This window comes from Aeromonas sp. R5-1, assembly GCF_040908265.1.
Lineage (GTDB): Bacteria > Pseudomonadota > Gammaproteobacteria > Enterobacterales > Aeromonadaceae > Aeromonas > Aeromonas caviae.
This window is the reverse complement of sequence record NZ_JBFODJ010000104.1, coordinates 21,878-44,412: the sequence shown is the minus strand read 5'-3', so window position 1 is coordinate 44,412 and position 22,535 is coordinate 21,878. Positions and strand designations below refer to the sequence as shown.

At 63.9% G+C, this 22,535-nt stretch carries 20 protein-coding genes and 1 pseudogene; 9 read left to right on the top strand and 12 right to left on the bottom strand.

All coding sequences use genetic code 11. From position 1 onward, the window contains the following. Positions 1–179: 179 nt before the first annotated feature. The 3 genes and pseudogenes from AB5Y64_RS14540 to AB5Y64_RS14530 all read left to right on the top strand — a co-directional run. A pseudogene (locus tag AB5Y64_RS14540) lies at positions 180–2,120 on the top strand (phosphatidylglycerol lysyltransferase domain-containing protein); the annotation flags it as partial. A gap of 58 nt (positions 2,121–2,178) precedes the next feature. Continuing rightward, entirely contained in the window at positions 2,179–2,736 is a 558-nt protein-coding gene (locus AB5Y64_RS14535; protein WP_368204042.1) for a phosphatidylglycerol lysyltransferase domain-containing protein, read from the top strand. Positions 2,737–2,746: 10 nt separating this feature from the next. Next, positions 2,747–3,460, top strand: coding sequence for an AcvB/VirJ family lysyl-phosphatidylglycerol hydrolase (locus AB5Y64_RS14530; protein WP_161470014.1), 714 nt, complete (start codon positions 2,747–2,749; stop codon positions 3,458–3,460). A gap of 93 nt (positions 3,461–3,553) precedes the next feature. Here AB5Y64_RS14530 and AB5Y64_RS14525 read toward each other — a convergent pair whose 3' ends face one another. From AB5Y64_RS14525 to AB5Y64_RS14515, 3 genes are read right to left on the bottom strand one after another with little or no spacing between them, the layout of a single operon-like run. Continuing rightward, positions 3,554–4,324, bottom strand: coding sequence for an ABC transporter substrate-binding protein (locus AB5Y64_RS14525; RefSeq protein ID WP_161470013.1), 771 nt, complete (start codon positions 4,322–4,324; stop codon positions 3,554–3,556). Between the two features lie 53 nt (positions 4,325–4,377). Then, positions 4,378–5,193, bottom strand: coding sequence for a carbon-nitrogen hydrolase family protein (locus AB5Y64_RS14520; protein ID WP_161470012.1), 816 nt, complete (start codon positions 5,191–5,193; stop codon positions 4,378–4,380). 8 nt (positions 5,194–5,201) lie between these two features. Continuing rightward, positions 5,202–6,353 (bottom strand): methionine aminotransferase, encoded by a 1,152-nt coding sequence (locus AB5Y64_RS14515; protein ID WP_010674470.1) that lies wholly within the window; start codon positions 6,351–6,353, stop codon positions 5,202–5,204. Positions 6,354–6,468: 115 nt separating this feature from the next. Between AB5Y64_RS14515 and AB5Y64_RS14510 the strand changes: the two genes are divergently transcribed. Then, on the top strand, positions 6,469–7,359 hold the full coding sequence (locus AB5Y64_RS14510) for a LysR family transcriptional regulator (RefSeq protein WP_201890598.1): 891 nt from the start codon (positions 6,469–6,471) through the stop codon (positions 7,357–7,359). 71 nt (positions 7,360–7,430) lie between these two features. Here AB5Y64_RS14510 and araA read toward each other — a convergent pair whose 3' ends face one another. From araA to AB5Y64_RS14495, 3 genes are read right to left on the bottom strand one after another with little or no spacing between them, the layout of a single operon-like run. Then, positions 7,431–8,930 (bottom strand): L-arabinose isomerase, encoded by a 1,500-nt coding sequence (araA, locus tag AB5Y64_RS14505; protein ID WP_368204039.1) that lies wholly within the window; start codon positions 8,928–8,930, stop codon positions 7,431–7,433. A 14-nt stretch (positions 8,931–8,944) separates the two neighbouring features. Further along, entirely contained in the window at positions 8,945–9,643 is a 699-nt protein-coding gene (locus AB5Y64_RS14500) for an L-ribulose-5-phosphate 4-epimerase (RefSeq protein WP_368204038.1), read from the bottom strand. Continuing rightward, complete coding sequence (locus tag AB5Y64_RS14495) at positions 9,640–11,316, bottom strand: ribulokinase (RefSeq protein ID WP_368204037.1); 1,677 nt, start codon at positions 11,314–11,316, stop codon at positions 9,640–9,642. Before AB5Y64_RS14495 ends, AB5Y64_RS14500 begins: the two co-directional genes overlap by 4 nt. Positions 11,317–11,676: 360 nt before the next feature. On the opposite strand from AB5Y64_RS14495, the gene AB5Y64_RS14490 reads away from it, so the two are divergent. The 4 genes from AB5Y64_RS14490 to araC all read left to right on the top strand — a co-directional run bounded on the left by AB5Y64_RS14490 (position 11,677) and on the right by araC (position 16,317). Beyond that, positions 11,677–12,660 carry an arabinose ABC transporter substrate-binding protein gene (locus AB5Y64_RS14490; protein WP_010674475.1) on the top strand — a complete coding sequence of 328 codons (984 nt, stop codon included), beginning with the start codon at positions 11,677–11,679 and terminating at the stop codon, positions 12,658–12,660. A 66-nt stretch (positions 12,661–12,726) separates the two neighbouring features. Further along, a complete protein-coding gene (araG, locus tag AB5Y64_RS14485; protein ID WP_010674476.1) occupies positions 12,727–14,223 on the top strand; it encodes an L-arabinose ABC transporter ATP-binding protein AraG in 1,497 nt (498 codons plus the stop codon). 48 nt (positions 14,224–14,271) lie between these two features. Further along, entirely contained in the window at positions 14,272–15,273 is a 1,002-nt protein-coding gene (gene araH / locus AB5Y64_RS14480) for an L-arabinose ABC transporter permease AraH (RefSeq protein ID WP_010674477.1), read from the top strand. 132 nt (positions 15,274–15,405) lie between these two features. Continuing rightward, positions 15,406–16,317, top strand: a complete 912-nt coding sequence (gene araC, locus AB5Y64_RS14475; RefSeq protein ID WP_010674478.1) for an arabinose operon transcriptional regulator AraC — start codon at positions 15,406–15,408, stop codon at positions 16,315–16,317. Between the two features lie 68 nt (positions 16,318–16,385). On the opposite strand, the gene ykgO is transcribed toward araC, so the two are convergent. Together ykgO and AB5Y64_RS14465 are read right to left on the bottom strand one after the other, a co-directional pair. Then, positions 16,386–16,511, bottom strand: a complete 126-nt coding sequence (ykgO, locus tag AB5Y64_RS14470; protein ID WP_010674479.1) for a type B 50S ribosomal protein L36 — start codon at positions 16,509–16,511, stop codon at positions 16,386–16,388. Next, entirely contained in the window at positions 16,508–16,777 is a 270-nt protein-coding gene (locus AB5Y64_RS14465) for a type B 50S ribosomal protein L31 (protein ID WP_010674480.1), read from the bottom strand. Before AB5Y64_RS14465 ends, ykgO begins: the two co-directional genes overlap by 4 nt. Positions 16,778–17,002: 225 nt before the next feature. Here AB5Y64_RS14465 and AB5Y64_RS14460 point away from each other — a divergent pair, with 225 nt between their 5' ends. After that, positions 17,003–17,257 (top strand): DinI family protein, encoded by a 255-nt coding sequence (locus AB5Y64_RS14460; RefSeq protein WP_010674481.1) that lies wholly within the window; start codon positions 17,003–17,005, stop codon positions 17,255–17,257. A gap of 216 nt (positions 17,258–17,473) precedes the next feature. Here the strand turns inward: AB5Y64_RS14460 and AB5Y64_RS14455 are convergent, their stop codons facing one another. From AB5Y64_RS14455 to AB5Y64_RS14440, 4 genes are all read right to left on the bottom strand, one after another. Then, positions 17,474–18,286, bottom strand: coding sequence for a DUF2927 domain-containing protein (locus AB5Y64_RS14455; RefSeq protein WP_041201585.1), 813 nt, complete (start codon positions 18,284–18,286; stop codon positions 17,474–17,476). Positions 18,287–18,306: 20 nt separating this feature from the next. Then, complete coding sequence (locus tag AB5Y64_RS14450; protein WP_010674483.1) at positions 18,307–18,810, bottom strand: M48 family metallopeptidase; 504 nt, start codon at positions 18,808–18,810, stop codon at positions 18,307–18,309. Positions 18,811–18,941: 131 nt separating this feature from the next. Then, entirely contained in the window at positions 18,942–20,585 is a 1,644-nt protein-coding gene (locus tag AB5Y64_RS14445; RefSeq protein ID WP_045524716.1) for a hypothetical protein, read from the bottom strand. A 279-nt stretch (positions 20,586–20,864) separates the two neighbouring features. Continuing rightward, positions 20,865–22,514 (bottom strand): bifunctional UDP-sugar hydrolase/5'-nucleotidase, encoded by a 1,650-nt coding sequence (locus AB5Y64_RS14440; protein ID WP_368204033.1) that lies wholly within the window; start codon positions 22,512–22,514, stop codon positions 20,865–20,867. Between the last annotated feature and the right edge of the window lie 21 nt (positions 22,515–22,535).

Sequence of the window (22,535 nt, the reverse complement as noted above, 5' to 3'; positions counted from 1 at the left end):
GCCTGTACATAAGGTTACAGAAGAAAAGTGGCGAGCGGGCAGGGCCTGGTAAATCATAGGATTGCCCCCGTGAACGTGCGGCGTCACGCGCCGCCTGTGGGGGAGTCACTCCGGGAGGGCGCCTTGTCCGCCCGTTTTCGGAGCCTCTCTTTCTCCACGCTTTTTGACAGGAATCTTGAATGCGGCGTCAGCTGTTGATCTGGATAGGCCCCCTGTGCAGCCTGCTGCTGCTGGGGGCGGCCTTGACCGTCCTCTATCATTTGACCCACCTGTGGCACTGGCACGACATCCGCCAGGCCATCTGGTCACAACCCTTGCCGCAGTTGGGGGGCGCCCTGCTGCTCACCCTGCTCAGCTATGGCTGCCTCTGCTGCTACGATCTGCTGGCCCTGAAGGTGCTGGACAAAAGCCTGCCCTGGCAGCAGGTGGGGATGACCTCCTTCATCGCCTACACCTTCTCCAACACCCTGGGCTTTGCGCTGCTCACCGGCTCCTCGGTACGCTACCGGCTCTACTCCTCCCTGGGGCTTGGCACCGGGGAGGTGGCCAGGGTGATCCTCTTTTGCTCCATCACCTTCTTCCTCGGCCTGCTGGGCTGGGGGGGCAGCGCCCTGCTGCTGGGGCAGGGGGCTGCCCTGCTGGCACACTGGCCCCGCTGGGTGACCGGTCTGCTGCAACTGGCGGGGGCCCTGGCCCTGCTGACGGTGCTGGCTTATCTGGTGTGGCCAGGGGCGGCCCTGGTCTGGCGCGGACACCCGCTGTTCCTGCCGCGCATCAAGTACCGCCTGCTGCAACTGCTCATCGCCCTGCTCGACTGGATGGCCGCCGCCGCCGTGCTCTATGTGCTGCTGCCATCGGGCAGCGTGCCCTATCCGGTGCTGCTCAGTGCCTTCGTGCTCTCCAGCCTGCTCGGGGTGCTGGCCCATGTGCCGGGGGGCATCGGGGTCTTCGAGGCGAGCATGAGTCTGCTGCTCACCCACTATCTGCCGGTGGACAAGCTGCTCGCCTCCCTGCTGATCTACCGCTGCGTCTACTACTTCCTGCCCTTCCTCTGTGCCCTGCTGCTGTTCGCAGGTCAGGAGCTGCTGCAACAGCGGGCCCGCCTGCACCGGTTGCAGGGGGTGATGATGGCGACCCGGGAGTTCGTGCCTGCCCTGGTGAGCATGGGCACCTTCGCGGCGGGCACCCTGCTGCTCTGCTCCGGGATGATCCCGACCATGAGGGGGCGGATTGAAGCCTTCCTGCAGGTGCTGCCCCTGCACCTGCTGGAGCTCTCCCATGTGCTGGGCAGCGTCAGCGGCGTGCTGCTGCTGTTGCTGGCCCACAGCCTTTATCGCCGCGATGACGGGGCATTCAGGATCACCCAGTGGCTGCTGGGGCTTGGCATGCTGTTCTCCCTGTTCAAGGGATTTGACTGGGAGTCCGCCCTGCTGCTCGGGGGCTTCTTGCTCGTCATCACCCCCTGCCGCCCGCTCTTTTATCGCAAGGGCTCCCTGCTCCACGCCCGGTTCACCCCGGCCTGGCTGATGTCGGTGGGGGCCGTGCTGCTGGGGGCCTTGTGGTTGCTGCTCTTCTCCTATCGGCATGTGGAGTACGACCCCTCCCTCTGGCTGCACGTGTCGGCCCACGGGCCCGGGGCGGCCTCCCGCGCCCTGCGCGCCCTGGGGAGCGTCATCGGCGTGCTGGCGGTGGTCGGGGTGGCCCATCTGCTGGCCCCCTTGCGTCTCGCCGCCGGCAAGCCGGATGCCGAGGTGCTCTCCCGTGCCCATGGGCTGGTGATGCGGGCAGGGGGAGGCCACGGCTACCTGGCCCAGCTTGGGGACAAGTCCCTGCTGTTCCACCCCAGCGGCGAGGCCTTCCTCATGTACGGGGCAGAGGGCAGCAGCTGGATTGTGATGGGGGATCCCGTCGGCCAGCCCTCCCTGGTGGAGGAGCTGCTCTGGCAGTTTCGCGAGCGCTGTGACGAGCACAACGTCAGCCCGGTCTTCTACCAGGTGTCGGCCCGCTATCTCCCTGTCTATCTGGATCTCGGGCTCATCCCCTTCAAGCTCGGGGAGGAGGCCATCGTGGATCTGCACGGCTTCGATCTCGCCGGCAGCCGCCTGCGCAACCTGCGCCAGAGCCACGCCAAGGGCAAGCGGGAAGGGCTGCGCTTCGAGGTGGTGGCTCCCTGGGAGATTGCCCCCCCTGCTGCCCGAGTTGAAGGGGATCTCCGACAGCTGGCTGCACAGCAAGCAGGGCAGGGAGAAGGGCTTCTCCGTTGGCAGTTTCGATCCCGCCTACCTCATCCTCAACCCGATGGCGCTGGTGCGGCGCGAGGGGCTTATCGTCGGGTTTGCCAACCTCTGGACCAGCGACAACAAGGAGAGCCTCTCCATCGATCTGATGCGCTACAGCCTGGACACGGGGGCGGCCCCCGTCATGGACTTCCTGTTCGTTGAGCTGCTGCTGTGGGGCAAGCAGGAGGGCTATGCCAGCTTCAACCTGGGGATGGCCCCCATGTCGGGGTTCAACGACAACCCCCTCGGTGGTTACTGGGCCCGCCTTGGTAACACCCTGTTCACCCGGGGCAGCCGTTTCTACAACTTCCAGGGATTGCGGCGTTACAAGGAGAAGTTCGGCCCAAGGTGGGAGCCCCGCTACCTGCTCTGTACCGGCCATCTGGTGCTGCCCCGCACCTTGACCCACCTCGTCTCCCTCATCAGTCGCGGCCCCTTCGGGCTCATGAAGAAATAGGAGTTGGCCCATGAGAGCCATGTTGTTGCTGTTGATTTGCTGTCTCGTCTCTTCGTTCACCTTGCCGGCAGTGGCCGCCCAGCCGGGGCGGGTCGGCGCGGATCTGGGGCTGGTGGAGTTGCCGGTGGCGCAAGCCTCGTCTTCCCCCATGGTGGTCTTCATGAGCGGGGATGGCGGCTGGGCGGCGCTGGACAAGGGGCTCAGCGCCCAGTTGCAGGCCCACGGCATGCCGGTGGTGGGCTGGAGCTCGCTCTCCTATTACTGGAAGAAGAAGACGCCGGATCAGGCGACGGCGGATCTGGTGCGCATCCTCACCGAGTACCAGTCCCGCTGGGGACGCCAGCGCTGGCTGCTGGTGGGCTTCTCCTTTGGTGCCGAGATAGTGCCCTTCGTCATCAATCGCCTGCCGCCGGCTTATCGTGACAGCCTGGCGGGTGCCGTGATGCTGTCGCCCTCGACGGCGTCGGACTTCGAGATCCACGTCAGCGACCTGGTGGTGCACGGCAAGGGGGGCAGCTATCCCACCCTGCCGGAGGTGAAACGCATCCAGCGTCTGCCGCTGCTCTGCGTGCAGGGGGCGGCGGATGACTCCCCGGTCAAACTCTGCCCGCGCCTGCAGCAGCCGAACGTGACGACGGTGACCCTGCCGGGATCCCACCACTTCGACGACAACTACCAATCCCTGTACCAGCAGATTGCCGGGCACCTTGGCCTTGCCAAATAACGGTGAGAGGCCGGGTAAAACGGAGCAGGGCGGCCAGTGGCCGCCCTGTTGCCTTGGCCCCTTGCAACTGCTCAAGGGGCCAGCATGCCGGGATCAGAGCAGGTCTTCGAGCTGGTACTTCTTGAGCAGGGTGTCGAAGGTGCCGTCGGCCTTGACGCTGTCGATGGCGGCATCGAACCGGCTCTTGAGCTTGTCATCGTTCTTGCGCAGGGCCACCGCCACCCCTTCTCCCAGGATCTTGTCCTGGGTGCCGTTGTACTGGGGACCGACGAAGGCGAACTGCTTGCCCATCTCCTTGTCGAGGAAGCCGACCTTCAACTGCACCATGTTGCCGAAGGTGTAGTCGGCGCGGCTGGACTGCAGATCCAGCATGGGGGACTGGGCGTTGACGTAGCGCTTGATCTTGGCCACCTCACCGTAGCGGGCGGTGATGAAGTTGTCCTGGGGGGTGCCCTCCTGCACCGCTATCACCTTGCCCTTGAAGTGGGCCGGATCGTCTGCAAAGTCGGCCGCCTTGTCGCTGCGCCCCACGAAGCGGTTCTGCATCATGTAGTAGACCTGGCTGAAGTCCACTTTCTGGCGCCGCTCGTCCGTGATGTTCATGGAGGACATGATGGCGTCGTACTTGCGCACCTGCAGGCCGGGCAGCAGGGCATCCCAGGGCTGGTTGATCACCTCGCACTCGGTCTTCATGGCTGCGCACAGGGCATAGGCCAGATCGACCTCGAAGCCGCCGAGCTGGCCGTTGCTGTCGACCATCTCGAAGGGGGGATAGGTGGCATCGGTGGCGATCACCAGGGGTTTAGCGGCGGCCTGGCCGGCGGTGGCCAGGGCCATCAGCATCATCAGTGTGTTGAGTTTCATGGTCAGTCCCTTGAAGTGTGGTGTCATTCCTAGCGTGCTAAAGGGTGCCGGCCTCAAGGGCCGACGGCTATCTTGCGATGGGTGAGGGCCGGCAACTGGCTGCGCACCGTGCGCTGTGCTGCCAGATCCAGGGTGGCGATGGCCATGCCCTGACCCTCCTCTACCTGGGCCAGTATCCGGCCCCAGGGATCGATGATCATGCTGTGGCCGAAGGTGCGCCGCCCACCGGGGTGGTGTCCCCCCTGGGCACTGGCAAACACGAAGGCCAGGTTCTCTACCGCACGGGCCCGCAGCAGCAGCGCCCAGTGCGCGAGCCCGGTGGTGTGGGTGAAGGCCGCGGGCAGGGCGATGAAATCGGGGGCGGGCCCCAGGCGAAACAGCTCCGGGAAGCGCAGGTCGTAGCAGATCCCGAGGCGCAGCACGCCCCAGGGCAGGGGATGGCTCACCACCTCCCGGCCCGGGGTCATGGTCGCGGCCTCGTCATACTGCTCCTGCCCGGTGCAAAAGCCAAACAGGTGCAGCTTGTCGTAGCGGCTTGCGAGCTGCCCTTGGGGGTCGATGAGCAGGCTGCTGTTGTGCATCTTGCTGGGCTCGTGGCTGGCAAGCGGCAATGTGCCGGCCAGGATCCAGACGCCGAGCTCCCGGGCCAGCCCCTGTACCCAGGCAAGCAGGGGGTGATCGTCAACGGGGGCGGCCAGGGCCACTCGCGCCCGCTCATCGACCGGCATCAGGTAGAAATATTCGGGCAGCAGGGCCAGCTCGGCCCCCTCGGCCGCCGCCTGGCGCAGCAGGGCTTCGGCCTGGGCCAGGTTGTGGTCAAGGTCATCCCCGGAGACCATCTGGAGGACGGCAACGCGCAGTGAATCCATGGTGCCCCCTAGACGGCGCACAGGCGCTCGGCGCCCGCCAGCAGGGTGTCGTCATCCTTGGAGAAGGAGAGACGGATGACTCTTTGATCCGTGCCGTCGTGATAGAAGGCGGAGACCGGAATGGTGGCGACCCCGTGATCGCGGATGAGCCGCTGCACGAACAGGCTGTCCGGCTCGTCGCTTACCCGCTCGTAGCTTGCCAGCATGAAGAAGCTGCCCGCCGAGGGGAGCAGGGTCAGGCGCGAATCCACCAGGGCCGAGGCGAGCAGGTCACGCTTGCGCTGGTAGAAGGCTGCCAGCCCCTGATAGTGGGCCGGTTGCTGCAACAGGTGGGCGAAGCCGTACTGCATGGGGGTGTCGGCGGCGAACATGGCGAACTGGTGCACCTTGCGGATCTCCTCCATCAGGGGACGGGGCGCCACGCAGTAGCCCACCCGCCAGCCGGTGACGTGGAAGGTCTTGCCGAAGGAGAAGACGGCGACGGAGCGCTCCACCAGCTCCGGATAGCGGATGACGCTCTGGTGCAGGGCGCCGTCGAACACCACGTGCTCGTACACCTCGTCCGAGAGGATCAGGATGTCGGTGCCGCGCACCAGGCGGGCGAGGCGCTCCTGATCCCCTGCCTGCCAGACGGTGCCGGTGGGGTTGTGGGGGGTGTTGAGCACTATCATGCGGGTACGGGGGGTGATGCGGGCGGCCACCTCGTCCCAGGGAATGGCGAAATCCGGCGCCTTGAGGGCGATCACCACAGGGGTGGCTCCCTGCAACTGGATCATGGGGCGGTAGCTGTCAAACGCCGGCTCGAACATGATCACCTCGTCGCCGGGGTGAACCAGGGCGGTGATGGCGCAGAACAGGGCTTCGCTGGCGCTGGCGGTGATGGTGATCTCCTCGCCCGCGTCATAGTGATGGCCGTAGCTGGCTGCAATCTTGGCCGCCAGTTGTTCGCGCAGGGCAGGCAGCCCCGTCATGGGGGCGTACTGGTTTTCACCGGCCAGCATGGCCTCGTGGGTCACCCGGATGAGCTCGGGATCGCAGGGGAAGCTCGGCGCCCCCTGGGAGAGGTTGATGCTGGGGTGGCGAGCGGCCAGATCCCCGATCACGGTGAAGATGGTGGTGCCCACCTGGGGCAGTTTGCTGGAAACCTGGGGGATGGACATGGGGCCGTCACCTGCGTGTGTGAAAGAGGTCCCTTTTTAGCCCCCCCAAGGCTTGCCGGACAACGGATTATTCGGCATGGTATGCATGAGTTTTTCTCAAGCATGGAGGCTTGTCATGTTGTCCACCCAGTCGCGTACTCAGTTGCCTCTCTATGGCCTGCAGGTCTTCGAGTGTTCTGCCCGCCATCTGAGTTTCACCCTGGCCGCCGACGAGCTGTGCGTGAGCCAGGGGGCGGTGAGCAAGCAGATCGCCCAGTTGGAGGCGCGCCTGGGCCACCTGCTGTTCGTGCGCGGCACCCGTTGCCTCACCTTGACCCCGGCCGCCGAGCGGCTGCTGCCTTTCGTTCGTGAAGGGCTGGCTCGCATGGGGGAGGGGCTCAGCGCCTTGCAGGCCCTGCCCCACGAGCAGGCGATCAGCATCAAGGTGCCCTCCTGCGCCAGCCGCTGGCTGCTGCGGCGGTTGCAGGCGTTCGAGGGGGAGGCGGTGGAGGTGCGTGGCAGCCACAGCCATGGCATCGACTTCTCCCGGGAGCCCTTCGATCTCGCCATCGTCTACCAGCCCTGCCTGGGGCGCTATCCCCACAGCCAGCCCCTGTTTCGGGAACGGCTGACCCCGGTCTGCGCCCCGGCGTTTGCTGCCAAGCATCGTCTGTGCGAGCGCGACCTGAACGAGCTGCCCCTGCTGCCCCTCATCCATGCCAGCGCCGATAGGCGGGACTGGCGCAACTGGTTTGCCGCCTTCCTCGACATCCCCTGGCAGCCCCAGGGGGGGCAGCTGTTCGATACCCTGGACTTGGCGATGAATGCTGCGCTGCAGGGGTTTGGCCTCTCTCTCGGGGATCCCACCATAGTGGCCGAGGAGCTGGAGAGCGGCGCCCTGGTCGCCCCCTTTGCTCCCGTGCTGGAGACGGATCACGAATACGCCCTGCTCGCCCGGCCCGACAGCCAGCGCCACGGGGTGCAGCGAGTCTGTCACTGGCTGCTGGAGGGGGAGGGTCATCCCTGAGGGGACGCGAAATGAAACAGCCCCGCGGGCGGGGCTGTTGTCATGGTGATGGCCGCTGGCCGATTAAAGGGTCACTGGCAGATCTTGTAGTAGACCTCGTTCCAGCGCAGTTGCTCCTTGAGCGCGGGGATGCGGGTGTGCTCGTCGATGACCACAAACTCGATGCCCATGATGTCGGCGAAGGTGCGCAGCTGCTCGATATCCACCGACTGGGTGAACACCGAGTGGTGTGCGGCGCCCGCGAGGATCCAGGCCTCGGCACTGGTCTGCAGGTCCGGCAGGGGTTTCCACAGGGCGCTGGCCACCGGGAGTTTCGGCATGGCCTCTGGCAGGTCCACCACTTCCAGCTGATTGACCACCAGACGGAAGCGGTTGCCCAGATCGATCAGGCTGGCGTTGACCGCCTTGCCCGCCGGGGCCGCGAACAGCAGGCGGGCCGGATCGGCCTTCTTGCCTATGCCTAAATGCTGGGCGTCCAGCACGGGTTTGCCTGCGGCGATGGAGGGGCAGACCTCCAGCATGTGGGCCCCCAGCACCAGGTTGTTGCCCGCTTCCAGATGGTAGGTGTAGTCCTCCATGAAGGAGGCACCCCCCGGCAGGCCTGCACCCATTACTTTCAGGGTGCGCAAGAGGGCCGCGGTCTTCCAGTCCCCTTCTGCCCCAAAACCGAAGCCTTGCTCCATCAGGCGCTGGCAGGCGAGGCCCGGCAGCTGGTGCAGACCATAGAGATCTTCGAAGGTGGTGGTGAAAGCGCCAAAGCCGCCGTCGGTGAGGAACTTCTTCATCCCCAGCTCCTGGCGCGCCGCCTCATACAGGGATGCACGCAGCACCCCGCCCGCCTGCACCGCCTCGGTCAGGGTGTAGGTCGCCTCATATTCGGCCAGCAGCGCCTCGATGTCGCTGTCGGGCACGGCGTCGATCACCTTCACCAGGTCGCCGACCGGGTGGTAGTTCACCTGATAGCCGAACTGGATCTGGGCCTCAATCTTGTCGCCCTCGGTGACCGCCACGTTGCGCATGTTGTCGCCAAAACGGGCAATCTTGAGGTGGCGGCTGTCGTGGATGGCGGCGGCGATGCGCATCCAGTTGCCAATCTTCTGTCTGGCCTCTTCATCCTGCCAGTGACCCACCACCACGGTGCGGGGCAGCCGCAGGCGGGCCCCCATGAAGCCGAACTCGCGCCCGCCGTGGGCGGTCTGGTTCAGGTTCATGAAGTCCATGTCGATCTCGCTCCAGGGGAGATCCCGGTTGAACTGGGTGTGGAACTGCAGCAGGGGCTTTTGCAACTGGCTCAGCGCCGGGATCCACATCTTGGCGGGGGAGAAGGTGTGCATCCACACCATGAGCCCGGCGCAGCGCTGGTCGTGGTTGGCATCCCGGGCCACCGCGCTGATTTCATCGAGGGTGGTACTGGTGGGTTTGAGCACTATCTTGAGGGGCAGGTTCGCCCCCTCGTTGAGCTGGCTGGCGATGGTGTGGGCGTGATCGGCCACCTGCTTCAATGTGGTGGCGCCATACAGGTGCTGGCTGCCGACCAGGAACCACACTTCCAGCTGTTTCATCAATTCCATGAGTTTGTCCTCTTTTAGGCTTTTGTCTGGCCGTAATAGGCGTGTTTGCCATGCTTGCGCTGGTAGTGCTTCTCCAGCAGGTAATCGGGCAGGGGGCGGGCCCCCGGGTTGATCTGGCCGGTGAGCCAGGCCATGCGGGCCACCTCTTCCAGCACCACGGCGTTGTGTACTGCATCCTCGGCGCTCTTGCCCCAGCTGAAGGGGCCGTGGTTGGCCACCAGTACCCCCGGCATGGTGAGGATGGGGGTCTGCTTGAGGGTTTCGACGATGAGATGACCGGTCAGCCCCTCGTAGTCCTCCTCCACTTCGCCCGGGGTGAGCAGGCGGGAGCAGGGGATCTCGCCGTGGAAGTAGTCGGCCTGGGTGGTGCCGAAAATGGGGATGGGGTGCCCCGCCTGGGCCCAGGCGGTGGCATGGGTGGAGTGGGTGTGCACCACGCCGCCAAGCTCCGGATAGGCGCGATAGAGCACCAGGTGGGTGGCGGTGTCGGAGGAGGGGCGCAAGGCGCCCTCCACCTGCTTGCCCGCCAGATCCAGCACCACCATGTCCTCGACCCGCATCCGCTCATAGCTGACGCCGCTTGGCTTTATCACCACCAGATTGCGCTCTCGGTCGATGCCGCTCACGTTGCCCCAGGTGAAGGTCACCAGGCCATGGCGCGGCAGATCCAGATTGGCGGCGAGCACCTGATCCTTGAGGGTCTTGAGGTTCATGCCGGCACCCCCCGGTTGTAGAGCGGTTCGGCGGCGGCGCCCCAGGCGAGGTAGCGCTGGTAGAGGCGTTCATACTCGGCGACCCGCTCGGGGTGTGGCTGGTGGGTGCGCTCCACGGCGCTCGCCATGTGGTGCTGGGCCTTGGCCACATCGGCGTGGATCCCGGCCGCCACGGCGGCAAAGATGGCCGCCCCCAGGGCGCAGCACTGATCCGAGGCCACCACCTGGATAGGCCTGTTCATCACGTCGGCGCAGGTCTGCATCACGGTGGTGGACTTGCGGGCGATGCCGCCAAGGGCGATCACCTGCTCCACCGGCACCTGCTGACTGGTCATGCACTCCATGATGCTGCGGGCACCGAAGGCGGTGGAGGCCACCAGGGCACCGAAGAGATCGGGGGCATCGGTGCCGAGGTTGATCCCCGTGAGGGTGCCCTGCAGGCGCTGGTTGGCATAGGGGGTGCGCCGGCCGTTGAACCAGTCGAGCACCACCGGCAGGTGCGCCAGGTCGCGCTGCTGATCCCAGGCGGCGGCGAGGCTGGGTAACAGGGCCTGCTTGTGGCGCTCGATGGCGGTGCGAAGCTCCGGATACTGGGCGGCGAGGCTGTCCAGGGGCCAGCCGAGCTGGCGCTGATACCAGGCATAGATGTCACCGAACGCGGACTGTCCTGCCTCCAGCCCCACCATGCCCGGCACCACGCTGCCGTCTACCTGGCCGCAGATCCCGGCAATGGCCCGATCACCTATGGTGGCCTCATCTGCGATCAGGATGTCGCAGGTGGAGGTGCCTATCACCTTCACCAGCGCATTGTTGCCGGCCCCGGCTCCCACCGCCCCCATGTGGCAGTCAAAGGCGCCGCCGGCGATCACCACCTCGCAGGAGAGGTGTAGCCGCTCCGCCCACTCCGGGGTCAGAGTGCCGACCGGGAGATCGGCGGTCCAGCTGCCGGTAAAGAGGGGGAAGTCGAGATCCTCCGTCAGCAGGGGATCCAGGGCATTGAGGAAGTCGGCGGGCGGCAGGCCGCCCCAGCTCGGGTGCCAGAGGGACTTGTGGCCGGCGGCACAGCGCCCGCGCTTGAGGGTGGCCGGGGCCTGGGTGCCGCTCAGGACGGCGGGGACCCAGTCACACAGCTCGACCCAGTTGCAGGCGGCGGCGCGCACGGCGGCATCGGCGCGGGAGACGTGCAGGATCTTGGCCCAGAACCACTCGGAGGAGTAAATGCCGCCGATGTAGCGGCTGTAGTCGGGGAACTGGCCGCCGTGGCACAGGGCGGTGATGGCCTCCGCCTCCTCGATGGCGGTGTGATCCTTCCACAGCACGAACATGGCGTTGGGGTTGTCGGCAAACTCCGGACGCAGGGCCAGCACGCGCCCCTCTCTGTCGATGGGGGCGGGGGTGGAGCCGGTGCTGTCCACCCCGATGCCGCGCACGGCGGTGCGCTGACTCGGCGTGAGCTGGCTCACCACCGCCACCACTGCCTGCTCCATGGACTCCAGATAGTCGAGGGGGTGGTGGCGGAACTGGTTGTTGACCGGTTGGCAGTAGTGGCCTGCCTGCCAGCGCGGGTAATAGACGACATGGGTCGTCAGCTCGGCGCCGTCCTGGCAGCGCACGGCGAGTGCCCTGACCGAGTCGCTGCCGAAATCGAGTCCGATGACGATGTGCTCAGACATAAGTGCTCCTGACCATCAATGAGGGGTGACTGGGGGGAACCATAGGAGATGGGCAGGAGGGGCGGTTAGCCATTGGCTGCTGGAAATATGGATTTTAACGCTGTCAGTGCGACAGGGTGACGGCTCTCTAAAATTCAATATGTGACGAAATTGCTAATTATATAGACGAAATGGCTGCAATCTCATGGCGTGATCCTGCTCTCCATTTTTAATTGTGAAAACGATTACAACTTGGTTCGCTCAATCAGCAACAACAATAACGTCCTGTTTAAGCATGTTTTTATATGGCTGCGACTTGATTGACTCAACGAGCAGCACTGCGTGGATACATGGATTGATAGAACCGTTGGAGACATTCGCATGAACAAAATCGTTAAAGGCATGATCGCGATGGGGTTCGCCCTTGGTATGGCAAATTCTGCTTTCTCGGCCGAAGCGCTGAAGCTGGGCTACCTGGTCAAGCAGCCCGAGGAGCCCTGGTTCCAGACCGAGTGGAACTTCGCCGACAAGGCGGGCAAGGAACTGGGCTTCGAGGTGATCAAGATAGCCGTCCCCGACGGGGAGAAGACCCTCAATGCCATCGACAGTCTGGCGGCGAATGGCGCCAAGGGCTTCGTCATCTGTACCCCTGATCCCAAACTCGGTGCCGCCATCATGGCCAAGGCCAACAGCATGGATCTGAAGGTCATCACGGTGGATGACCAGTTCGTCAACGCCAAGGGCCAGCCCATGGAGCAAGTGCCCCTGGTGATGATGGCCGCCACCAAGATTGGCGAGCGTCAGGGTCAGGAGCTCTACAAGGAGATGCAAAAGCGCCAGTGGGACGTAAAGGCGACCGGGGTGCTCGCCATCACCGCCGACGAGCTCGACACCGCCCGTCGCCGGGTCGAGGGCTCCCTGGGCGCGCTCAAGGCCGCCGGTTTCCCCGAGGGCCAGATCTTCCGCGCGCCCACCAAGAGCAACGACATTCCGGGGGCGCTGGATGCCGCCAACTCCATGCTGGTGCAACACCCCGAGGTCAAGAACTGGCTCATCGTCGGCATGAATGACAACACCGTGCTCGGCGGCGTGCGCGCTACCGAAGGGCAGGGCTTCAAGGCGGAGAACGTCATCGGCATCGGTATCAACGGGGTGGATGCGGTGAACGAGCTCTCCAAGTCCAGCGCCACCGGCTTCCTCGGCTCCCTGCTGCCCAGCCCGGACGTACACGGCTACAAGAGCATCCAGATGCTCCATGACTGGGTCGTCAACGGCGCCGAGCCTGCCAAGTTCACCGAGGTGACCGACGTGGTACTCATCACCCGCGACAACTTCAAGGCCGAGCTGCAAAAGAAAGGGCTGTGATCCCCATCCCTTGATACCCATGCCGGCATGGCGGAGTGCGCCGTGCCGGCTGGCTGGAGTCATCTCATGAATCAAGTTCCATATCTGGAGTTTTGCGGCATCAGCAAGGAGTTTCCCGGCGTCAAGGCGCTGCAGAACGTCTCCTTCGCCTGCCAGCAGGGCACGGTACACGCGCTGATGGGAGAGAACGGGGCCGGCAAGTCCACCCTGCTCAAGATCCTGAGCGGTTTTCAGGCGCCCACCCGCGGGGTGGTGAAGCTGGCGGGTCAGGAGAAAGTGTTCCAAAACACGGTCGATGCCCTTGAGAGCGGGATCGCCATCATCTATCAGGAGCTGCACCTGGTCCCTGAAATGAGCGTGGCGGAGAACATCTACCTGGGGCAGTTGCCGACCCGGCGCGGCGTCATCGATCGGGAGAAGCTCTATCAGGATGCAGCCAGGCAGCTGGCACGCCTCGGGATGGATGTCTCCCCCGAGACGCCGCTCAAGTACCTGTCCCTGGGTCAGTGGCAGATGGTGGAGATCGCCAAGGCCCTGACCCGGGACGCCAGCGTCATCGCCTTCGACGAGCCGACCAGCAGCCTCTCGTCCCGCGAGATTGAGCAGCTGTTTCGGGTCATCCGCCAGTTGCGGGACGAGGGCAAGGTCATTCTCTACGTCTCCCACCGCATGGACGAGATCTTCGCCCTGTGCGATGCCATCACGGTGTTCAAGGATGGCCAGTTCGTGCGCACCTTCGCTTCCATGGCCGAGGTGGACCGGGATCTGCTGGTGAAGACCATGGTGGGGCGCGAACTGACCGACATCTATGGTTACAGCCCAAGGCCGCTTGGCGAGGCGGGCCTCAAGGTGGAGCACCTGATGGGACCCGGCCTCAAGGCGCCGGTGTCGCTCGAGGTAAAGAGAGGGGAGATCCTCGGCATCTTCGGGCTGGTGGGGGCCGGGCGCAGCGAGCTGATGAAGCTTATCTTCGGCGCCGAGACACCTCGGGGGGGCGAGATATCGGTGTTTGGCAAACAGGTGGTCATTCAGAGCCCCATCGATGCCATTCGCAGCGGCATCATGCTCTGCACCGAAGACAGGAAGGCGCTCGGCATCATCCCCATCCATTCGGTGCAGGAGAACATCAACATCAGCGCCCGCCGCCACCACGCGTGGGGAGGCTTCTGGATCAACCAGAAGTGGGAGGACGAGAACGCGAGGCTGCGGATCCGCGACATGCGGGTCAAGACCCCGTCTCCCCAGCAGGCCATCATGAACCTCTCCGGCGGCAACCAGCAGAAGGCCATTCTGGGACGCTGGCTGTCGGAAGACATGAAAGTGATCCTGCTCGACGAGCCGACCCGAGGCATCGACGTCGGGGCAAAGAACGAGATTTACAACGTGATTTACGATCTGGCCAAGGTGGGCATCGCCGTGGTGGTGGTCTCGAGCGAGCTGCCGGAGGTGCTGGGCATCGCGGATCGGATCCTGGTCATGCGGGAGGGGGAGATCGCCGGCGAGCTTTCCCACGACGAGGCCAACGAGGTCAAGGCGCTCAATCTGGCCATGCCGGCCCGTTGATCTGCTGACCGCAACGAGATAGCACCCGGAATTTTCAGGAGAAATACCATGACAACAACGACCTCGGTCGGCCAAGCCGCCAACGACACCGCGGCGAGCGGTACCCGCCTGCAACTGACCCGCATCTGGGATCAGTACGGCATGCTGGTGATCTTCGCCATCCTGTTCCTGCTCGCCTGCGTGCTGGTCCCCAACTTCGCCAGCCTGATCAACATGCGGGGGCTCGGGCTTGCCGTCTCCATGTCGGGCATGGTGGCCTGCGGCATGCTGTTCTGCCTCGCCTCCGGCGAGTTCGACATGTCGGTGGGCTCCGTGGTGGCCTGCTCCGGGGTTGCCTGCGCGGTGGGCATCAACGCCACCGAGAGCATCCCCCTCGGCATTCTGGCCGGTCTCTCGGTGGGCCTTGTCTTTGGCCTCATCAACGGCATCGTCGTGGCCAAATTCAAGATCAACGCCCTCATCACCACCCTTGCCACCATGCAGATGGCGCGCGGGGTGGGCTACATCATCTCCGACGGCAAGGCGGTGGGCATCGTGGAGGAGGGCTTCTTCGAGCTTGGCAACTCCGCCCTGCTTGGCATCCCGACGCCCATCTGGCTGACGGCTGTCTGCTTCGTGTTGTTCGGTCTGCTGCTCAACAAGACCACCTTCGGGCGCAATACCCTGGCCATGGGGGGCAACGAGGAGGCGGCGCGTCTGGCCGGGGTCAACGTGGTGCGCACCAAGATCATCATCTTCACCATGACCGGGCTCATCGCCTCGCTCGCCGGCATCATCCTCGCATCCCGCATGACCTCGGGTCAGCCCATGACCTCCATCGGCTTCGAGCTGGTGGTGATCTCCGCCTGCGTGCTGGGTGGGGTCTCCATGAAGGGGGGGATCGGCAAGATATCCTATATCATCGCCGGGGTGCTGATCCTGGGGCTGATGGAGAACGCCATGAACCTGCTCAACATCTCCCCGTTTGCCCAGTACGTGGTGCGTGGCCTCATCCTGCTCGCCGCCGTGCTGTTCGACCGCTACAAGCAGGTGCGCAAAGCCCGTATCTGAGCGATGTCTTTCCTCGTCACCGGGCCGGCCTCGCGCCGGCCCGGTGTTTTCCCCGGCAAGCTGTGAGCCAGTTCAACAATTTCACAACGAACAGCTTGCGAACATAGGGGGTTCCTACGCCGGATCTCTACAATGGCCCATGTCGACTTTTTTACCGAAACCCTGTTTTCCGCCATGTCCTCGATGCAAAAAGAGAAGCCGAAACAACTCAATCCCCTGCTGCCTGGCTACGCCTTCGACGTCTTCCTGGTCTCGGGGATGACTCCCATCGAGCAGGGGAGCGCGCTGGATTTCACCATCGACAGGCCCCACGGCATGAAGGGGTTCATCGTCAATCTGACCATCAAGGGCAAGGGGCAGATCTTTCAGGGGGACAAGGCCTTCACCGTGGAACCCGGCGACCTGCTGCTCTTTCCACCAGCGGCGGTGCACCATTACGGCCGGGCGCCGGATGCCCGGGAGTGGTATCACCGCTGGGTCTATTTCCGGCCGCGGGCCTATTGGACTGACTGGCTCAAGTGGCCCCAGGTGACGGAGCAGGTGGGGCGACTGCAACTGGCGGACAACCAGCTGCTCACCGAATTCGACGCCCTCTTCCTCGACATCGAGGAGACCCACAAGCAGCTGCGGCCCATGTCGGAGCAACTGGCCATGAACCTCTTGGAGCGGTTGCTCATCCGCTGCTACGAGGCATCGTCCCAGAATGCCTATCCCGCCATCGATCACCGGGTCCACGAGGCGTGCCAGATCCTGAGCGAGTCCCTCTCGGCCGAGATCTCGGTGGAAGCGCTGGCGGAGCAGGTATTCTTGTCTCCCTCGCGCCTCGCGCACCTGTTTCGCGAGCAGGTGGGGGTGAGCATAGTGCGCTGGCGCGAGGATCAGCGCATCATGCGGGCCAAGCTGCTGCTGCAGACCACGCCGCTGTCGGTCGCCACCATAGGCCAGCAGGTGGGCTATGACGATCAGCTCTACTTCTCGCGGGTGTTCCGAAAGCGGGTAGGGGTCAGCCCCACCGAGTACCGCAAGTGCGCCACCCCGCTGTGAGCAGAGCCCAGAGATGACAAAGCCCTCATGACGAGGGCTTTTGTTATCCATGAGGGGCGGATGCGCAATCAGCCCTGACGAGCCTTGAACCTGGGATTGCTCTTGCAGATGACGAACAACTTGCCGCGCCGACGCACGATCTGGCAGTCCGGGTGACGCGACTTGGCGGATTTCAGGGAGGCGAGGACTTTCATTGTTTCTCTTTTCCTTTGCTGAAGAACTGACCGAATCGCTGGCCGAAGCGAGCGACCTGACCTTCCTTGCCGACCTGCTTCTGTTTGCCGGTATAGAAGGGGTGGGACGCGCTGGAGACATCCAGCGTCACATAGGGGTAGGTGTTGCCATCTTCCCACTCTCTGGTGCGATCGGTGGCCAGCGTGGAGCCGATCAGAAAGTAGGTATTGCTGGCGAGATCGCGGAACAGAACCTTGCGGTATTCAGGGTGAATATGGGGGCGCATGATTGCCTCTTTTGTTATGTTATAACAAGAGATGGATAATGCGATGGATGAGAATCAATATCAACTGTTTTTTCCATGATGACAGCGATGGGGGAAAATCGGGGCCGTTCGGCTGCACATCGTCAGCGAGAAGGTGTGAGCGGTGAGGGCCTATGTGCAGCCACCATCTTTACTTTTTAAAAATACTGTATAAAAATACAGTAAACTATCATGGAGACGTACCTTATGCGCCTGGAAATCATCATCGACAGAAAACACCAGATCCCCACCTCGACCATGGAGGCCTTGCGCCAGGAGCTGCTCAAGCAACTGGGTGAGCGCTTTCCCGATCTGCATGTGCGGGTGGCACCGGGTAGTGCCATGGCTCTGACGGTCAGTCGCGCCAGCAAGGAAGACAAGGAGCTGGCCGAAGCCATGGTGCAGGAGGTGTGGGAAAACGCCGATAGCTGGATGCCGGAAGAAGAGGCTCTGGAGGCCTGAAGATAAGCTCTCAGCGGCAAACATCGTCGTGATCCACCAGGGCGCGAGGAGGAACCTCCAGTCGGGTGATGATCCCTGTACCGGCTTTGCCGAACCGCTCTTCAAAACACGCAGCCATGGGCTGCGTGTTGCGTTGATGGGGTAAGCGCATGACCATGAAGGCGAAAGGCGAAAGGCGAAAGGCGAAAGGCGAAAGAGTAATGTTTCTGGCTGCGCTCAGAGTCCCGCCCAACGCTTGAGGCTGTCGACTTGCACTCGTTGGGTGGCCTGTGCGATGTCGCCATTGGCACGCAGTGCCTTGAGGGCGGTGGGGAGCGCCGTGCGTACCTCGTCCGCCGTCATGCCCGGTTGCAATGCCGGGTGGTAGGCAAGCTTGAGCAACACGTAATCGAGCCCGGTCAGAAAGCTGTCGATGCTGCTGTCATTGAAGATGGAGGGGAACACCTTGTCCGAGTCGTTGGGCAGCCCCATCACCTGGCTCAGCTCTTCCACCACGCAATCCAGAAAACGGCCCTTTGCCCGGCTGTAATCCACCGGAATGATGATGGTGGCACGGGTGATCTCGTAGCGAGCGTTGGTGGCGAAATTGGCCAGGCAGATCCCCTCCTTGAGGGCGATGCGCACCGACTCGTCCTGGCGCATGGTGCGTGCAGCCCAGCTCGCCATCTGTTTGTGCCGGGTCATGATGAGGGTGAGATTGGGGTTGTCGCTGACAATCTCGATGGGGTGACCGGTGATCCTGCTCAGGTGACGGGTCTGTACCTTGACGACCTCGGCCTGTAGCGGCTTGTCGCCGAATTCGTTGACGAGCTTGAGACGCACGGGGCCCGGCCAGCGGGAGAAGTGCTCCTGTTGTTCATGGCCATACTCCCGTTTCATGGCGATTTCCATGAAGCTCTGGACAAGGTAGTCATCACGTTGCCAGCGTTCGGTGGCCGACAGCGGCAGGGAGAAGAGCCAGAGCATCAGCCCCGGGAGCAACCAGTGCCCATGGCGAACGGGCTGGACAGGTGTGTGCCATGGGCGCATCTTGCCTCCTTGCAAGGGGATCAGCGGGCGGTACGCTCGATATCACGCCAGGTGAGCCAGAGCCTGAGATCGAACTCCAGTTGATGATAGTCCGGTTCCATGTGCTGGCAGAGCTGGTAGAAAGCCTTGTTGTGATCCTTCTCCTTCAGGTGGGCCAGCTCATGCACCACTATCATCTTGAGAAAGGCGGGATGGGCCTCCTTGAACAGGGCGGCGATGCGGATCTCGTTCTTGGCCTTGAGCTTGCTGCCCTGCACCCGGCTGACATAGGTGTGCAGTCCCAGGGCATCCTTGATCACGTTGATCTTGCCGTCGAAGATCACCTTGGAAAGCGGCGCGGAGCTTTTCAGGTAGCGGTTCTTCAGCTCCATGGTATAGGCGAGCAGCGCCTTGTCGCTCTGGACGAGGTGGGTTTGCGGGTAGCGCTTGGCCAGCATCTCGCCGAGTTTGCCCGCCGCAATCAACTGCTGTACCTGAGCCTTGAGTGGCTCCGGATAGCCCCCCAGATAAGTCAGCTCCGCCATGATTCTTCCCTCTGCCGCAAAAAAGAGCGCCATTGTAGTCAGGATGGGGCCCCTTGAACATGGTCGGCCCCCCTCTTTATGACGACAACGAAAAGGGGCCACCACCAGGATGGCCCCTTCTGTGTGCCTGATTAGCGGCGCCGGTACAGGCCCGGGTCCACCTCTTCATACTGGGCTGCCAGATACTGGTAGAAGGCAAGGTGGGAGGGGGAGGTCGGAGTCTTGAGCTCCTGTGCCACCCGCTCCGGTTTGGCGATGATGAATTTGGGTTGTTGGCGCTGGATGTCAGCCAGCACCCGCTCGCGCACATCGTAGGGCGGGTTGACGTTGGCAAAGAACAGATAGGCGGAGGCCGGCTGGCGATCGGTCCAGAGGTAGTATTGCGGCTGGATGCCATCGACCCAGATCTTGTCGGTGGGCGCCGTCTCGGCCAGGATACGATCGACCCTGACCTGGGCGGGGGGATTGAACGGCCTGCCCTTGAGATTGCCTTCCCAGGCGTTGTTGACCAGCAGCGCCAGCATGGCCAGCGAGGCGAGCCAGGGGGTGGCGCTTCGCACGTCCCAGGCGCGCCAGAGCGGGACCAGAATGAGCACGGGCAAGGCCCACAGCAGGCTGTTGCCGAGCACCTCGCGCACCCGCTCCAGAGACCACTCCTTGGTGCTCCAGCCATAGCCGAGCTGCTGGGCCAGCAACCAGCTGGCGGTCAGCACCACCAGGGAGATGCAAAGTAGCCCCAGGGCATCGGATCGCTGCTCGCTTCTGTCCAGCAGGCAGGCGAGCGGCAGCAGGCCAAGCTGCAGATAGAGCACGTCATAGTGATCGAACACATGGCCGGAGACCGAGTTGGCGATCAGGGTGAACAGCACCCCCAGCAGGGTGGCGCACAGCGCGGGGAGATACCACTCCTGGCGGCGCCCGAGCATCAGGACGAGGAAGGCGGGCAGCAGCATGATGAGGCCGGTGCGCAGCAGACCGACGGCGCCTACCTCAGGAGAGAAACCGTTGCCGTAGCTCCCTTCAAAGAAGATGCCGAAGGCGTAGTATTTGAACTCTGCCAGCACGTCGTGGTGCTGGAAGTAGGCATAGAGCGGGCCGCCGACGAGGGCCAGTCCAAGCAGGCTGGAAAAGAGCAGGGCAAAGGCGCAGCGCCACTGCTCGCGCAGGCACCAGTGACAGAAGAGCACCAGATACCAGGCCCCCCAGAAGGCGCCGTTGTTGGTGCGCATCCAGGCCACGATGGCGAAGGTGAGTGCGGCGACCAGGGCCGGTCCCCAGCTGAATCGCTTGTCCAGCAGCAAGGTGATGAAAGCCCACTGGGCGATGAGGGCCAGATGGAATGTCCAGTCCTCGGTCATGTTGCCGTAGTAGTAGCGAGTGCTGTAGAGCGCCAGCAGGGCCAGCATGCTGCCAAGTCGCGCCCGCACCGAGAGCCCGAGCTGCGAAAAAGCCTGCCAGCTCGCCATGAGGCCCAGCCAGCAGAGCACCCACTCCAGCAGCCAGATCCCGAAGAAGCCACCAAGGCCATAGCCCAGTGCATCGAGGGCGAAGATCATGGGACCCTTGATGTCGATCATGTCCCGATAGAGTACGCCCCCCTCGCTCCACATCTTGCCCATCACCGCAAACAGGGAGGCATCAAATCCCGGGGCCATGCCGTGGAACAACGGATTGCGCAGACAGAACAGCAGAGCCATGAGGGCGGTGAGCAAGATGACCGACGGCCTGATCCCGGGATTGTGGCGGTGCGGGGTAAAGCGGATGGCATGATTCATGGGTGACCTGTTCCTGCGGGAAAGACTGAAAAAGCGGGCTTATCTTGCCGAGCCGGGCTGCACGATGCAATGGAAGAAGTGTAGGCACCTGAAATAATTCGTAAAAGTATCGTTTTCACGCCTCTGGCTGCATTGGCAGGCCCCATCACAAGACAGGGCAGGCGCAGTCGGGCGTCACAGCCTGAGGTTGCATGGTAGGGGGCATGCGCCTGGGAGCGGACCAGGATTCCCCTATGCGGCGAAAAGGCGGCACCGACCCGGGATGGGCCGGTGCCAGATTCACTGGCCGTGATACTCCACCAGGGCCGGCAGGGTGCTGAGCTCCGGCAGGTGGCGTGCCCAGCGCAGGAAGGCATCCGCCAGGGTGATGCCGAGCTCCTGATTGTGCTGGGTCAGGGTGCGGGCAAGGGCAGTGTAGCCCTCCTTGCCGGAGGCAGTATAGGCACTGGAGACCCCGCGATAGATGGCATTCGGCTCGACGTGCAGCCACTGACCCGGGCTGGCTTCCCATTCCAGGCGAGTGATCCTCTCCCCTTTGGGCCTGTCGGCCTGATAGCAGAAGCGCACCCCGGCGGTGTAGGGGAAGCTGCCGCTGCCATTGCCCGTCACCCCGTTGTTGGTGGCGTTGTCGATGGCCCCCTCCAGCGCCTCGGCCAGTTCATTGCCGTGCACCCGGTAGAGGGTAAGGGGAATGGCAAAGGGCAGCAGGCGTCCGGCAACGTCTGCTTCGGTCAGGGGGCCGGGCTCGAGGGAGCAGCGCACGCCCCCGGCATTGTGCAGGGCAAAGTCCACCTGACCCACCTGTTCGCGGGCACTGGCCAGCATGGCGCTCGCTACCAGGGGGGCGACCTGGCTGCCGGCGGGCTGGGTGGCATCGGGCAGCCGCTGATGGTGCAGTGGCCCGGCGAGGCGGGTCACGATGCGGCGGGTCATGGTCTCGAGCTCGGGGCGATAACGCCGGGCCAGATGCAGCTCGAGCTCGGGGGCCGGTTCGCAGAAGTGCAGCCCCGCAGGAGGCGGGGAAGCAAAGGGCCAGGGATCCCAGGGTAACCACTCCAGCTGGCCGCGGCTTTGGCACACGCGTCCCTGTTCGTCGAAGGTGAGTTCGCACACCCCGAGACAGAGGGCGCTGTGGGCGGCGTGCAGGATGGCCACCCCGTTCACCATGAGGGGATAGCTGCCTTCGCTGTCGAGCCCGAGCGGCGCCAGATCCCCCAGCAGGCTGTGGGTGTGCCCGCCGACGATGAGGCTGAGCTCGGGGAAGCGGGTCGCCAGTCGCTTGTCCTGCGCCAGACCCAGGTGGCTGAGCAGGATGATGTGCTGGATGCCGGCGGCCTTGATCTCGCCGAGGGCACGGCTCAAGGTCTCTTCGATACCGTGGAAACGGGTGTGGGGATCGGGGCTCGCGATGGCGGCCATCTGCGGCAGCGTGATGCCGAGCAGGGCGAAGGGCACGTCGTCGATGACGCGCTTGTGCCAGGGGCGGCTCGCGTCAAACAGCCGCGGCAGTCCCTGCAGCCGTAGCTGGGCATCGGCGGGCTCCTGACGGTTGTCGATGTTGGCGGCGAGCACCGGGAAATCGAGCTGGCGCAAAAACTCCACCAGCGGCCCGTTGCCCAGATCGAATTCGTGGTTGCCGATCACCATGGCATCCGGTCGCAAGAGGGCCAGCAGGTCCGCATTGGCCCGCCCTTTGAAACGGTTGAAGTAAAGTGACCCCTGGAAGGTATCGCCGCCATGCAGCAGCAGGCAGGTCTGGCCGGCTGCCTCGGCCTGTTGGCGCAGGGCGGTGAGCCGGGTCAGGATGCGGCCATAGCCGCCGCACTGGGTGCGCCATTCGGACTCGCCATCGGGGGAGAAGCGCATGGGGGCGCCATCGAAATGGGAGTGGCAGTCGCTGAAGTGGGCAAGTTGAACCGTCATACTCAAGGCTCGGTCCTCCTTAGGAAA